At 35.8% G+C, this 14,969-nt stretch carries 15 protein-coding genes; all 15 read left to right on the forward strand.

All coding sequences use genetic code 11. From position 1 onward, the window contains the following. The first annotated feature begins 63 nt into the window (after nt 1-63). The 15 genes from KO493_RS08840 (at nt 64) to KO493_RS08910 (ending at nt 14,736) form a co-directional block, all read left to right on the forward strand. Nucleotides 64-1,116 carry a sugar phosphate isomerase/epimerase family protein gene (locus KO493_RS08840; RefSeq protein ID WP_216067575.1) on the forward strand — a complete coding sequence of 351 codons (1,053 nt, stop codon included), beginning with the start codon at nt 64-66 and terminating at the stop codon, nt 1,114-1,116. A 10-nt stretch (nt 1,117-1,126) separates the two neighbouring features. Then, the gene (locus tag KO493_RS08845; protein WP_216067576.1) at nt 1,127-1,930 is read left to right on the forward strand and encodes a 3-keto-disaccharide hydrolase; all 804 of its coding nucleotides are present in this window, start codon (nt 1,127-1,129) and stop codon (nt 1,928-1,930) included. Between the two features lie 8 nt (nt 1,931-1,938). Then, complete coding sequence (locus tag KO493_RS08850; protein ID WP_216067577.1) at nt 1,939-2,913, forward strand: ThuA domain-containing protein; 975 nt, start codon at nt 1,939-1,941, stop codon at nt 2,911-2,913. 606 nt (nt 2,914-3,519) lie between these two features. After that, entirely contained in the window at nt 3,520-4,086 is a 567-nt protein-coding gene (locus tag KO493_RS08855) for a hypothetical protein (protein WP_216067578.1), read from the forward strand. Nucleotides 4,087-4,117: 31 nt separating this feature from the next. Beyond that, nucleotides 4,118-5,296: an argininosuccinate synthase gene (locus tag KO493_RS08860; protein WP_216067579.1), complete on the forward strand. Its 1,179-nt coding sequence runs from the start codon at nt 4,118-4,120 to the stop codon at nt 5,294-5,296. Beyond that, nucleotides 5,296-6,273, forward strand: coding sequence for an N-acetyl-gamma-glutamyl-phosphate reductase (gene argC, locus KO493_RS08865; RefSeq protein WP_216067580.1), 978 nt, complete (start codon nt 5,296-5,298; stop codon nt 6,271-6,273). The genes KO493_RS08860 and argC overlap by 1 nt, the downstream gene beginning before the upstream one ends. A 195-nt stretch (nt 6,274-6,468) precedes the next feature. Then, nucleotides 6,469-7,635, forward strand: coding sequence for an aspartate aminotransferase family protein (locus KO493_RS08870; RefSeq protein ID WP_216067581.1), 1,167 nt, complete (start codon nt 6,469-6,471; stop codon nt 7,633-7,635). 12 nt (nt 7,636-7,647) lie between these two features. Then, nucleotides 7,648-8,844 carry a glutamate-5-semialdehyde dehydrogenase gene (locus tag KO493_RS08875; RefSeq protein WP_216067582.1) on the forward strand — a complete coding sequence of 399 codons (1,197 nt, stop codon included), beginning with the start codon at nt 7,648-7,650 and terminating at the stop codon, nt 8,842-8,844. Between the two features lie 64 nt (nt 8,845-8,908). Next, the gene (gene proB, locus KO493_RS08880) at nt 8,909-9,670 is read left to right on the forward strand and encodes a glutamate 5-kinase (protein ID WP_216067583.1); all 762 of its coding nucleotides are present in this window, start codon (nt 8,909-8,911) and stop codon (nt 9,668-9,670) included. 8 nt (nt 9,671-9,678) lie between these two features. Next, entirely contained in the window at nt 9,679-10,617 is a 939-nt protein-coding gene (locus KO493_RS08885; RefSeq protein WP_216067584.1) for an N-acetylornithine carbamoyltransferase, read from the forward strand. After that, nucleotides 10,610-11,392 (forward strand): acetylglutamate kinase, encoded by a 783-nt coding sequence (gene argB / locus KO493_RS08890; RefSeq protein WP_216067585.1) that lies wholly within the window; start codon nt 10,610-10,612, stop codon nt 11,390-11,392. The genes KO493_RS08885 and argB overlap by 8 nt, the downstream gene beginning before the upstream one ends. Further along, nucleotides 11,389-12,453, forward strand: coding sequence for a M20 family metallo-hydrolase (locus KO493_RS08895; RefSeq protein WP_216067586.1), 1,065 nt, complete (start codon nt 11,389-11,391; stop codon nt 12,451-12,453). The genes argB and KO493_RS08895 overlap by 4 nt, the downstream gene beginning before the upstream one ends. 48 nt (nt 12,454-12,501) lie before the next feature. Then, entirely contained in the window at nt 12,502-13,776 is a 1,275-nt protein-coding gene (gene argH / locus KO493_RS08900) for an argininosuccinate lyase (protein WP_216067587.1), read from the forward strand. Nucleotides 13,777-13,930: 154 nt separating this feature from the next. Then, the gene (locus tag KO493_RS15895; protein WP_354667429.1) at nt 13,931-14,032 is read left to right on the forward strand and encodes a hypothetical protein; all 102 of its coding nucleotides are present in this window, start codon (nt 13,931-13,933) and stop codon (nt 14,030-14,032) included. 65 nt (nt 14,033-14,097) lie between these two features. Continuing rightward, on the forward strand, nt 14,098-14,736 hold the full coding sequence (locus KO493_RS08910; protein ID WP_216067588.1) for a hypothetical protein: 639 nt from the start codon (nt 14,098-14,100) through the stop codon (nt 14,734-14,736). The last annotated feature ends 233 nt before the right edge of the window (nt 14,737-14,969 follow it).

The raw sequence follows: 14,969 nt of genomic DNA on the forward strand, positions 1-14,969 counted from the left end.
AGGAGGGATTGCGTAGTGATCCAGATCGCTCACGGGAGTGCTAACGCCAAAAAAAATAAAATTATGAAAACGATAAAAGGGCCTGCTATTTTTTTAGCGCAATTTGCTGGCAGTGAGACGCCGTTTAATACTTTGGATGGTTTGTGTAAATGGGCAGCTGGTTTAGGGTATAAAGGAATTCAAATTCCAACTTGGGAGTCGCATTTAATTGATGTGGAAAAGGCAGCGGAAAGTCAAACCTATTGCGATGACTTAAAAGGAAAAGTACAGTCGTATGGTTTGGAAATTACCGAATTGTCTACGCATTTACAGGGGCAATTGGTTGCTGTAAACCCTGCTTACGACAGTATGTTTGATGGTTTTGCGCCAGAAGCGGTTCGTGGGAATCCGAAAGCAAGAACGGAATGGGCGATAGATTTTGTGAAAAAATCGGGAACTGCCAGTGGGCGATTGGGGTTGAAATCCCATGCTACTTTTTCGGGAGCTTTACTGTGGCACACGATGTACCCTTGGCCGCAGCGCCCAAATGGTTTGGTGGAAATGGGTTTTGAAGAATTGGCGAAACGCTGGTTGCCAATTTTAAATCATTTTGAGGAACAGGGTGTGGATGTGTGTTACGAATTACATCCCGGAGAAGATTTACATGATGGGGTGAGTTTTGAGCGTTTTTTGGATGCTACTGGAAACCATAATCGAGCGAATATTTTATACGACCCAAGTCATTTTATTTTGCAGCAATTGGATTATTTGAGTTTTATAGATTTCTACCACGAACGAATTAAAGCTTTTCATGTGAAGGATGCTGAATTTAATCCAACGGGAAAACAAGGGGTTTATGGTGGTTATTCGAGTTGGGCCAATCGTGCAGGAAGATTTAGGTCGCTTGGAGATGGACAAATTGATTTTGGTAGCATATTTTCAAAGCTTACTAAGTATGATCTCGATCTATGGGCGGTTATGGAGTGGGAATGCTGTATTAAATCGGCTGAACAAGGTGCTCGAGAAGGAGCGCCATTTATTAAAAAACATATAATTGAAGCTGCAGGCCGAAGTTTTGATGATTTTGCCGGTGGTGAAACCGATAAAAAACAGTTGCGACAAATTTTAGGATTGTAAGTTTTAGAATATGAAAAAAGGAATATTTTTACTTTTTGGGTTGCTTGGTTTGTCGGTTATAGGACAAGAAAACACTATACAAAAGGCGATAGAAACTGGAAGTTTTGATGGTTTAGAAGCGCCAACGCAGCCCAAAGAAACGGAGTTTTACACGCCTGTTCCGCCAAGGGTAAATCCTTATGGGAAAAACGGTGTACCTAGCGATGCTGTGGTTTTGTTTAATGGAACTCATGTGGATAATTGGGAGCTTGTAAACGGAGGCGGGAAAGTGCCCTGGCTAGTAGATATTAAAGAAAAAAGCATGACCGTTTCTCGCGGAAAGGAAATGAAAAATTCAAGTATCCAAACCAAACAAAAATTTGGCAGTGTGCAATTGCATCTGGAATGGAAATCTCCTGAGAAAATAGAAGGAAAAGGGCAAGGTCGTGGCAATAGTGGCGTTTTTTTACAAGGAAGGTATGAGGTGCAGATTTTGGATAATATAGATAATAAAACCTATTCCAATGGGCAGGTAGCTTCTGTATATAAACAGTCGGCGCCGCTAGCAATGGCTTCGGTGCCGGTTGGGCAATGGAATAGTTACGACATTATTTACCATGCTCCCGTGTTTAACGCTGAAGGAGAAAAGACGAAATCGGCAAGCATTACAGTGCTTCATAACAGCGTTTTGGTACAGGATCATTTTATAATTAAAGGGACAACAGAATATATAGGTTGGCCAAAAAATAAATCCCATGGCAAGGCGCCTATAAAATTACAGGATCATGGAAACCCCATAAGTTTTAGAAATATTTGGGTTAGAAATTTAGATTAAATACTAGTATGAGGAATTTTTTAGTAGGAATAATTAGTTTGTTTACGATACTGCAAGTGTATAGCTGTAATAGTAAAAAAGATAAAATTAAAGTTTTGATTGTGGATGGGCAAAACAACCATGTGGTATGGCCAAAATCTACTATTATGATGAAACAGTATTTAGAGGAAACCAATCTTTTTGAGGTGGATATTGCGCGAACAAAGTTTTTAAATAAAAGTAAAAAATATAAAGATTGGTTGGCTTATGCAGGCGTTGCCCCTGGGGTGGAAGGAAAACCTAAAACCGATCCAGATTTTAATCCGAACTTTAGTAATTACGATGTGGTAATATCTAATTTTGGATGGCAAGCTGCGCCTTGGCCAGAACAGACCCAGAAAAATTTTGAAACCTACATGAAAAACGGTGGAGGTTTTGTAAGTATACATGCCGCCGATAATAGTTTCCCGGAATGGAAAGCCTATAATGAAATGATTGCCGTTGGGGGTTGGGGTGGTCGAACAGAAAAAGATGGACCGTATTTGTATGTGGATAAGCATAATAATGTGAAAAAAGACCATACGCCTGGTGCTGCGGGAAAACACGGTAAATTGGAGGCTTTTATGGTAACTACTTTTAATACGAAACACCCAATAACAACAGGTTTTCCTAAAACTTGGATGCATGCTGCCGATGAGTGTTATGCCTATTTAAGAGGTCCTGCGAAAAACGTGGAAGTACTTGCTACAGCAGTTTCTACTTTGAAAAAACCAGAATTGGAACAAAAGGAACCTGTAGCGATGACTATAAAGTACGGAAAAGGACGAATTTTTCATACCACATTGGGACACGATGAAACTTCGTTTGAGAGCGTAGGTTTAATCACTTTATTGCTTCGCGGCACGGAATGGGCAGCTACTGGAAAAGTAAAACAAAAACGAATACCAATCGATTTTCCAACGGAAAGCCAAGTTTCTACTAAGGGTTTTAAGTATAAGGGGTAAGGGCTTTGGCTAACTTCTTTATTATGAATCGCTAAAAAGTTCCTGTTTCTATAAAAAAAATGGAACTTAATATTTTCCTGTGCCCAATTTTCACCTTGCAACGAAAAGGTTTTTGAGTTGCGTTTTTTAAAACAAAACACTTAAAAAAAAGAGATTTCTATAAAATTTTTCAAAAAATATATCAAAATTAGGTGCTTTGGAAATAAAATTTTAATTTCGCTTCATGAAAAATTTAGAAAATAAAATACGTCCTACTACACCGGGTTTACCATTGCGCCGCCGCCGCAGTAACTAATTAGTATAGTTATTGATTGTTGAGTAAAGCCTAAAGCGTAATTTTAATTTTTTTCATAGTGTCCAAAAATATTTTCATAGCATTTCAAAAAAGCGTTAATTTAAAAGTTAACCACCGGTTTATTATGCGTCGTAGTTTTCCTCGTCGCCCGTAAGGGTGCGTTTCATTTATTGAACTAGGTGCGTCCAGTTCAGCTATCAAAAAAAAGAAGAGAAAGTAAAGATGGCAGATAAATTATTAATAATATCTAGTATCAGTTTAGTCATTGTGAACTTGGTAGGTTTTATAAGAAAATGTCCGCAGAAATTAAAATGAATACGGAATTAGAAATGGGAATTGACAGTATAATAGAGGAGGCAGAAGCTTTTTGTGAAAAAGAAGGCTTAGAAATAGATCTTGTTTATAAACTTTCCAATAAGTGTTTAGAGCTTATTTCAGAACGATCAAAAGAACTCCCTACGTTGTATTATGTAAGTGTGGAAATGCTTAAAAAACGTGTTGGTAATGGTTGCTTCCTTTTAAGAAAAAAAGGCGTAATTTACGGGCATATTTTTGTGCATGAACACAAGGTTCATGAGCATTTTGTATATGAGCGATCCTCATTATGGGTAGATAATATTTATAGAAGTTGGAATCTTGGTTTGTTGTTAATGGCCAAAATAACAGAATTCTATAGTGATACCTTTCTTATTTCAATTGCCCAAACAGCGAAAGTGCATCATTACAACGAATTGTTAGGGATGACCCATATTACCTTGTCTCAAATGTCTAGAGTTTTAGTTGAAGAACTTGAAAAGTTAGGAAAATTACGAGATGAATTAAATTTTAGGTATTATGTTAATCCGTGTTTTGAAGCTGAAATTAGAGAATTAAAATAAAGTAGAAAATAAGTTATATAAATATAGTAAAATGAAAAAATTAGTAATAGCATACAGTGGTGGGTTAGATACCTCATACTGTGCAGTAAGTTTATCAAAGGAGTACGATGTTCATGCGGTAAGTGTAAACACAGGCGGTTTTACTAAAGAAGAAATTACACATATAGAAAGTAATGCCTATAAAATGGGGGTTACAACTTATAAAAATATTGATGCGGTAGCCACTTTTTATCAGAAAGTAGTGAAGTATTTAATTTATGGAAATGTATTAAAAAATAGTACTTACCCACTTTCTGTAAGTGCAGAACGTATTATTCAAGCGATTGAAATCGTGGAATACGCAAAAAGCATCGGTGCAGAATATATTGCTCATGGAAGTACTGGAGCAGGAAATGATCAAGTGCGTTTTGATATGATTTTTCAAACATTGGCTCCTGGTATTAAGATAATTACACCAATTAGAGATGAAAAATTAACGAGACAAGAAGAAATTGATTATTTAAAATCTGAAGGTATTGATATGCCTTGGGAGAAATCAAAATATTCGGTAAACAAAGGACTTTGGGGAACCAGTGTTGGAGGTGTTGAAACCTTAGAATCTGAAAAACCATTGCCAAGTGAAGCTTACCCATCTCAATTAGAAAAAGAAGGGGAGGAAAAAGTAGTGCTAACTTTTAAAAACGGTGAGTTAACGGCTTTAAATGGAGAAGCAAATGCGCCTCAAATAAATATTGAAAAGCTTAATGATATCGCTTCTAAATATGCTATTGGTAGAGATATTCATGTTGGTGATACGATTGTTGGAACTAAAGGACGTGTTGGTTTTGAAGCTGCTGCAGCCTTAATAACCGTAAAAGCACATCATTTATTAGAGAAGCACACGTTAACAAAATGGCAGTTGCAACATAAAGAATATTTATCTAGTTTTTATGGGATGCATTTACATGAAGGTCAGTATTTAGATCCAGTAATGAGAGATATGGAAGCGTTTTTACAGAGTTCTCAAAAAATGGTTTCCGGTGAGGTAACAGTGTCTTTAAAACCATATCACTTTTCTTTAGATGGTATTGTTTCTAGTCATGATTTAATGTCTAGTAAGTTTAGTACTTACGGTGAAGAAAACAAAGCATGGACTGCAGATGACGCTAAAGGGTTTATCAAAATCTTAGGTAATCAGAATAAAATTTATCAACAAGTAAATTCAAAATAATGATTCAAGTTGGAATAATTGGAGGCGCAGGTTATACAGCCGGTGAATTGATAAGATTACTTATCAACCATCCAGAAGCTCAAATTGATTTTGTGTTTAGTACAAGTAACGCAGGGAATCAGATAAGCAAAGTGCATCAAGATTTAGTAGGATCGTTAGATTTGAAATTTACAGATACCGTGAATCCTAATGTTGATGTGTTGTTTTTATGTTTAGGTCACGGAAATTCAGTGAAGTTTTTAGAGGCTAATACCTTTTCGAAAAACACAAAAATCATTGATTTAGGAAACGATTTTAGATTAGAAGCTGATAAAGTTTTTGAAGGAAAAACATTTGTTTACGGTTTACCTGAGTTAAATAAAGAAGCGACTAAAAAAGCAAACTATATAGCAAATCCGGGTTGTTTTGCAACAGCTATTCAGTTAGCTATTTTGCCTTTGGCTGAAGCAAATTTTTTAAATCAGGATGTGCACGTTAATGCTGTAACAGGGGCAACAGGTGCAGGAACATCTTTATCTGCAACAACACATTACACGTGGCGTGATAATAATTTTTCTTATTACAAACCGTTTACGCATCAGCATTTAGGAGAGATTAATCAGTCGGTTAAACAATTACAAAATGGTTTTTCTTCGGAAATCCTATTTATGCCTAACCGAGGAAATTTCTCAAGAGGTATTTTTGCTACGGTTTACACCGATTACGAAGGTTCTGTTGAAGATGCCAAAGCATTATACAACGCGTTTTATAAAGATGCTGAATTCACTTTTGTTTCAGATGATTTTTTACATCTAAAACAAGTAGTGAATACCAACAAATGTTTAATTCATTTGCACAAGCACAATGGAAAACTTTTAATTACAAGTATAATAGATAACCTATTAAAAGGAGCTTCTGGGCAAGCAGTTCAGAACATGAACTTAATGTTTGGTTTAGAAGAAACCGCCGGATTAGGTTTAAAAGCGACTTACTTTTAAGTCATTTTCAAAACACGAAAGTAACCGTTTTAGAGATTGTTAACATTAGGAAAGACAGTCTTTTAGCGATAAAAGGATCTAAAATGGTTATTTTTGCACTATAATTTGAGAAAATAGGGGTTTTAGCACAATTCCTATCGAAAGAGGTTAACGCTTCTTTTGAAAGACATAACCAACTATAATAAATTAATAATTATGCCATTATTTAACGTTTACCCGCTTTATGATGTAACACCAGTTTCAGGAAAAGGTGTTTATGTTTATGATGAGAAAGGTACAGAGTATTTAGATCTTTACGGTGGTCATGCCGTAATATCTATTGGGCACGCACACCCAAAATACGTAGAAGCCATTTCGAATCAAGTGGCAGAACTTGGATTTTACTCAAACGCCATTCAAAACCCATTACAAGTGAAATTTGCCAATAAACTAGAGGCGCTTTCAGGTTGTAAAGATTATGAGTTGTTTTTCTGTAATTCAGGGGCTGAAGCTAACGAGAATGCTTTAAAATTAGCATCGTTTAAAACAGGGAAATCTAGAGTCGTAGCGTTTAAAAATGGTTTTCACGGTCGTACATCGGCAGCTGTTGCAGCCACCGATAACCCAAGTATTATTGCGCCAATAAACGCACAACAGGAAGTCACTATTCTAGAATTGAACGACATTGCAGGGGTTCAAGCTGAATTAGAAAAAGGGGATGTTTGTGCCGTTATTGTTGAGTTTATTCAAGGTGTCGGCGGGCTAGATCAAGGGACTGCTGAGTTTTTTGAAAAAGTCGATCAACTTTGTAAAGCAAACAATACATTTTTTATTGCCGATGAGGTTCAATCGGGTTACGGACGTTCGGGTAAATTTTTTGCATTTCAACATTATAACGTAACACCAGACGTTATATCTATGGCAAAAGGCATGGGGAATGGCTTTCCGATTGGAGGCATTTTAATTCACCCAAACATAGAAGCTAAATTTGGAATGTTAGGTACTACGTTTGGTGGAAATCACCTCGCATGTGCAGCAGGTTTATCAGTTTTAGAGGTTATTGAAGACCAAAAACTAATAAATAATGTGAATGTGATGTCTGAGTATTTTATGAAAATTGCTAAAACCATCCCGCATATTAAAAATATAAAGGGAAAAGGTTTGATGCTTGGATTAGAATTTGACTTTGAAGTTGGCGACTTAAGAAAGCACTTAATTTACGACAATCATATTTTTACTGGTGGTGCTTCGAATAAAAAATTATTAAGAATATTACCTCCGCTAACCGTTAGAAAAGAACATATCAATATGTTTTTTGAAGCCCTAATAGGAGCGTTACCAGAGATTGAGACTGCAGACAAACTGCACACTCAAAAACTTTAAAAAAAAATTACAATGAACACATTATTAACTATAGAAACTAGAAATGCGGTATTGCTGAAAATGGCTGTGCTATTAGAAGAGGAACGAGAAACTATAATTAATATCAATAAAGAAGATTTAGACGCCTATAATGGTGACGATAAATCGATGTACGATCGTTTAAAAGTAGACGATTCGAAGGTTGATGAAATGATTAAATCGGTGACGCATTTAGCGTCTCAAGAAGATCCAGTTGGTGTAGAGCGTTTTTCGTTTAAACACGACAATGGGATGCAAGTTTATAATAAAACAGCATCTTTTGGAACGGTTTTAATTATTTATGAATCACGTCCAGATGTTACTGTGGAGGCTGCAGGAATCGCGTTTAAATCAGGAAACAAAATATTACTTAAAGGTGGTAAAGAGTCTTTAAGATCAAACTTAAAAATTGTTGAACTATGGCACGCCGCTCTAGAGGCAAACGGTGCTTCTACCGATTGGGTAGAGTATTTACAATTCAACAGAGAAGAAACGCAAGCCTTTTTAGAAAACCCAACGCAACAGGTCGATTTAATGGTGCCTAGAGGTGGCGAACGTTTAATTGCATTTGTTAAGAAACACGCCAATTGTCCAGTGATTATTAGTGGTCGTGGAAATAATTTCGTGTATGTACACCCTGAAGCTGATTTAGATATTGCTATGGATGTTATAATTAACGGAAAAACGGCTAAAATTTCAGCTTGTAACGCGGTCGATAAAGTTTTAATCGACAAAAATCTTCCGAATAAAGAAGCTTTTATAAAACGCTTAATTTCAAAATTAAAAGAATTTGATGTTGAAATTTTAGGTGATGCAGAAACGTCGAAATACGATGAAATTACGCAGTTTGAATCAGATGATATTTGGTATGAAGAGTTTCTAGATTATAAAATTGTTATTGGTGAAATCGAATCAACTGAAGCGACTGTTGCTATGATTAATAAATATTCGGGAGGACATTCTTCTTGTATCATTACAACTAATGAAGCTGAAGCAAAATTCTTTATGGAAAATGCAGATACAGCAGCTGTTTATCATAATGCTTCAACACGTTTTACCGATGGGAGTCAATTAGGTTTAGGTGGCGAGTTAGCCATTAGTACCGACAAATTACACCAACGTGGACCAATTGGTTTACAACATTTAGTTACAAACAAATGGTATGTTCATGGAAATGGACAGATTAGATAAATATTAAGCGCGTACTTGTTAATAACAATAAGTGATTATTAAAAGTTAGCGAGCTTTTCAATAAATGAAGAAAAAACGCATTTTATTAAAAGTAGGGTCTAATACACTTACCAAAGAAACCGATAATATTTCTAGAGGTAAAATTGAAGATATTGCACATCAAATTGCGCAACTTCAAGATCGCTACGAGTTTATTATTGTTAGTTCTGGTGCCATTGCTGTGGCTAAACAGTTTGTGAAGCTGGAAAGTCAGCGCGAAGAACTGTTTGTAAAACAAGCCTTAGCATCTATTGGACAACCACATTTAATACGTATTTATCAAGAAATTTTCAGAGAATACGGCTTATTGAGTTCACAATGTTTGTTATCCTATTCAGATTTCGAAAAGCAGGAAAGCAAAACAAACATTGTAAACACCATCAATGTTTTGGTGAATAACAATTACGTTCCTATAATTAATGAAAATGATACCGTTGCCACCGATGAAATCAAATTTGGTGATAACGATAAATTAGGTGCTTTAACAGCATCACTCTTAGACGTCGATTTATTTATAATCGCAACCAACACAAACGGCATCTATACAAAAGCATCTTTTGAAATCAACAAACCAGAAACGATTTCAGAAGTTGTGGATTTCGATGCCCTAAAAACCGAAGTAGTTAATTCCAAGTCTTCGCATGGTACTGGAGGTATGGCTTCTAAAATAGAAGCTGCCGCATTAGCTAAGCATGCCAATATTGAAACTTGGATAGTAAATGGGCTAGAAGACCATTTTATCTTAAATGCGATAGAAAACAAAGTACCGTTTACTAAAATAAAATAAGGATTAGAATGAAAAATTACACATCCATAAACGATATCGATAATATCAACACATGGGTTTCCGAGGCTAAAACATTAAAAGAAAATCCGTTAAAACATAAGTCTTTAGGACAAGATAAAACCTTAGGTTTATTGTTTTTTAATTCAAGTTTACGTACCCGTTTAAGCACGCAAAAGGCGGCTTTAAACTTGGGTATGAATCCTATCGTCATGAACGTTTCTGGTGATGCTTGGGGCATAGAATTTGGCGATGGTACAGTTATGAATGGCAATACCGCCGAGCATATAAAAGAGGCTGCAGCAGTCGTGTCTCAATATTGTGATATTATCGCGGTAAGAGCCTTCCCCACCTTAACGGATAAAGAAAAAGACGAAAGCGAACAGGTTTTGAAATCTTTCGTAGAATTTGCATCTGTACCTATCGTGAATATGGAAAGTGCTACAGGACACCCGTTACAAGGGTTGACAGACGCATTAACCATTTCAGAACATGCTAAAACAGCAAAGCCTAAAGTGGTTTTAAGTTGGGCACCACATGTGAAAGCATTGCCTCATGCCGTTGGAAATAGTTTTGTTCAAGCCATGCAGAAAATGGATGTCGAGTTTGTCATTACAAATCCAGAAGGGTATGATTTAAACCCAGAAATCACAAAAGACACCCCAATAATTCACAATCAAGAGGAAGCCTTTAAAGATGCCGATTTTGTTTATGTAAAAAACTGGAGTTCTTATGATGATTACGGGAAAATACTAAACACAGACCCAAGCTGGATGATAACCAAAGAAAAGTTAGGAGCTGCTAAATTCATGCACTGTTTACCTGTAAGACGTAATGTGATAGTGGAGGATGCTGTTCTAGATAGCGACAGTTCTTTAGTGATCCAGCAAGCGAATAATAGAACTTATGCAGCGCAATTGGTGCTTAAAAAAATACTAGAGAATGGCTAAAGAGAAATTATCAGTAGTAAAAATTGGGGGAAACGTTATTGAAGATAAAGACGCTTTAGAGTCCTTTTTAAAGCATTTTTCTGAGTTAGAAGGCAAGAAGATTTTAGTACATGGCGGCGGTAAACGTGCCACACATATCGCTTCAAAATTAGGTATTGAATCTAATATGGTTAACGGCCGACGTGTTACCGATGCTGAAACTTTAGATGTGATTACTATGGTTTATGGCGGACTTGTAAATAAAAATATTGTGGCGCAATTGCAAGGTTTAGCTACCGATGCCATTGGCTTAACAGGTGCCGATATTAATAGTATTGCTTCTAAAAAACGTCCGGTAAAGGAGATTGATTATGGTTTTGTGGGCGATGTTAAAAAGGTGAATCATAAGAGTATTGATAAATTAATTCAAGCCGATTTTGTGCCTGTTTTTTGTGCCATTACACACGATGGAAATGGTCAGCTATTCAACACAAACGCTGATACGGTGGCCTCAGAATTGGCCATTGGCCTTTCAAACTTGTATAAAGTAGAATTGGTATACTGTTTTGAGAAAAACGGTGTGCTTATGGAAGTTGATGACGATAATTCTGTGATTGATTACATGGATTCTGGAACTTACGAAATTTTAAAACATAAAGGTGTTTTTCACGATGGGATGCTTCCTAAACTCGAAAACTGCTATCATGCTATTGAAGCAGGTGTTTCTCGTGTTTTTATTGGAAATCCAACCATTATAAGTAATAAAGATCAAAAGTTTACGACCTTATTTTTATGATAGAACAGTTAACAACCGATGCCATAGCTTTACTAAAAAAGCTTATTGAAACGCAGTCTTTTTCTTCTGAAGAAGCGCATACGGCTGCACATATTGAAGACTGGTTTACAAAATATAATATTGAGTACACGCGTACAAAAAACAATATTTGGGCACTTAACAAGCATTTTGACGATAGTAAACCAACATTGTTGTTAAACTCGCATCATGATACGGTAAAACCGAATTCGGCATATACCAAAGATCCGTTCAGGGCCATTGTTGAAGATGGTAAATTATACGGCTTAGGAAGTAACGATGCTGGAGGTTGTTTGGTGTCACTTTTGGCAACATTTGTGCATTTCTATAACCAAGAAGATTTAAAATACAATTTAGTTATTGTCGCTTCCGCGGAAGAAGAGAGCAGCGGTCCAAACGGATTAAACAGCATGCTGCCTATTATCCCGAAAGTTGATGTCGCGATTGTTGGCGAACCTACTTTAATGAATCTTGCGGTTGCCGAAAAAGGCTTAGTAGTATTTGATGCCGTTATTGAAGGCACTCCAAGTCACGCGGCGCATCCAAACGATAATAATGCTATTTATAATACTATTGAAGCTTTACAATGGTTTAAAGATTTGAAGTTCGATAAAAGTTCTGAAGCTTTAGGTGATGTTAAATTAACGGTGACGCAAATTAACGCAGGTTCACAGCATAATGTGGTGCCTGGTCATGTCGATTTGGTTATTGATGTGCGCGTTAACGATGCGTATACCAATGCTGAAATAGCACAAATATTACAAGATAATGCGCCTGTAACACGTATTATTCCACGAAGCTTGCGTTTAAATTCATCTTCCATTCCTATGGATCATGCTTTGGTTCAAGAAGGTATGGCTATGGGACGTACAACTTATGGTTCGCCAACCTTATCCGATCAAGCAGTTTTAACCTGTAAGTCTTTAAAACTAGGACCAGGAGATAGCACACGATCGCATTCAGCAGACGAATTTATTTACATCAACGAAATAGAAGAAGGTATTAAAATATATATTGAATTGTTAAACCGCGCTATCGTATAAACGATTAAACAGTTAAACAATTCAACGATTCAATAAAAAAACAACAGTATGAAACTCTGGGACAAAGGCATATCCATCGATAAAAAAATCGAACAATTTACAGTAGGAAACGATAGAGAAATAGACATTCACATTGCAAAGTATGATGTAATCGCATCGCGTGCACATGCGATTATGCTTCAAAAAATCGGTATTCTTTCTGAGGTTGAATTGGAAAAACTACTTTCTGGACTTCAGGTTTTAGCTAACCAGATTGAAGATGGCACTTTTGTTATCGATGCGCAGTTTGAAGATGTACATTCTAAAATAGAGTTTGAATTAACGAAGACTTTAGGTGATGTTGGTAAAAAAATACACACCGCACGTTCTAGAAATGACCAGGTTTTAGTAGCACTTCATTTATATTTTAAAGAAGAATTATCGGTTGTAAAGGAAAAAACAAGAGCACTTTTTGATACACTTTTAAATCAGGCTGAAACATACAAGGATAAAGTGCTTCCTGGTTATACGCACTTGCAAGTGGCGATGCCGTCGTCTTTCGGTTTATGGTTTTCTGCTTACGCGGAACTCATGATTGATGATGTGTTTTTACTAGATGCCGCCATTAAAACGGTAGATCAAAATCCTTTAGGTTCAGCAGCTGGTTATGGAAGTTCATTTCCAATCGACAGAGATGTGACGACTAAAGAAATGGATTTTGCAACCATGAAATACAATGTGGTTGCAGCACAAATGGGGCGTGGTAAAAACGAACGTACCATTGCAGCAGCCTTAGGAAGTCTAGCCAATACCATGGCGCGTTTTGCTATGGACACCTGTTTGTATATGAGTCAGAATTTCGGATTTATATCTTTCCCAGACGAATTAACAACAGGAAGTAGCATCATGCCACACAAGAAAAATCCAGATGTTTTTGAGTTAATTCGTGGTAAGTGTAACAAAATTCAAGCTTTACAAAGTGAAATGATTTTAATAACGAATAACTTGCCAAGTGGCTACCACCGCGATTTTCAGTTGTTAAAAGAAAATATGATTGCAGCTTTCGAAGAAATAAAAGACATTCTAGATATTTTCAATTATTCTATTCAACAAATTATAGTGAAGGATATTGATATTAACGATGATAAATATAAATACCTTTTCACTGTTGATAATATCAATACTTTGGTTGTAGAAGGACAAACGTTTAGGGAGGCTTATCAAAAAATTGGCGGACAAGTGCAAGACGGTACTTATGTTCCAGATACCTCTAAAAAACATACCCATGCCGGAAGTATTCATAATTTATGTTTAGATAAAATTCGTGATAAGTTTCCTGGGTAATAATGAGAAACTAATAGGTTCTGGGCGTTCAGAAATTTGTTTAGAACCTATTTTTATCATACAATTGCTTTAGCCCTACTCGAACAGCTGAAATTATTATAAACGAAATTGATACCACAGGCGAACCGGTTCTAATTTTAATTTTGATTGGAAAATCCCTAAAAACTCTACAGAGCCACTTTATGATGGCGTGATGAATTCCACTATGGGACAGCATGGTTTGTCATTTATAACGCAAGCCATACGTATAAAGTAATTTATGATGAGAATAGAAAACAATATTAATTGAGTTTTTAGGAAAATTAAATGTCAGTTTTAGTAATGAAAAATAATAAATTTAAAAAATCATTAATAGTCTTCTTATTAGTAAGTTCTTGTGTTTTTTCCCAAGATATAATTATTACAAAAAATAAAGATTCTATACTTTCAGAAGTTAAAGAAATTAGATTGGATGAAATATCGTTTCATAAGGCTAATAACCTAGATGGGCCATTATATGTATTGTCAAAAAGTGAAATTTTTGAAATTATATTCAAAAATGGAACAAGTGAGAAATACGCGATAGGTCATATTCAATCAACTCTAACTAAAGAGCAAACTAAAGATTTTCTCAAAGAAAATATTGATAAGTATTGTTATGACCGATCGGGTAAATTTCAAATTATCATTGAATTCGAAGGTGATTATATGAGGTTTTATCGAAGGGCAAAAAATACTGACGATGTACCACGTAAGCGTGAGCTATATAATTTTTCTAAATTGTGCATATTTCATAAATTATCTAAACGTAATCAAGGGATATCATATATTAATGCAGAGATTCCTAGGTTTATGGATAATTCAAAGGGAGGAGCTTGGAAGAATTCCTTTAAACTAGTTCTTAGGGTAAATAGCCATGAAAATGGAGGGAAGATTTTAGACGCCATGAAACATTATCATAGTTTGCTTACTCAGAATTAATAGAGTTGTTACTTTAAAAACTAATCATCCATAAGTAGTATCTTTAGCTTCTTATTCTAACAGGTAAACAAACGCCTCCTTTGGGGTTAGCGGTGTCCGTAATACTTTCAACCAAACATTTTTAAATTGACAGTGTTACGCTGGCGCTAGTGTCTAGAGCAGCATCCGCAATACTTTTTTAATTTTTAGCAATATTGACGCCACTCGTTACAACCTTAAATCCGTATGTGTTA

The sequence above is a fragment of the Pseudotamlana agarivorans genome (assembly GCF_018860245.1).
Lineage (GTDB): Bacteria > Bacteroidota > Bacteroidia > Flavobacteriales > Flavobacteriaceae > Pseudotamlana > Pseudotamlana agarivorans_A.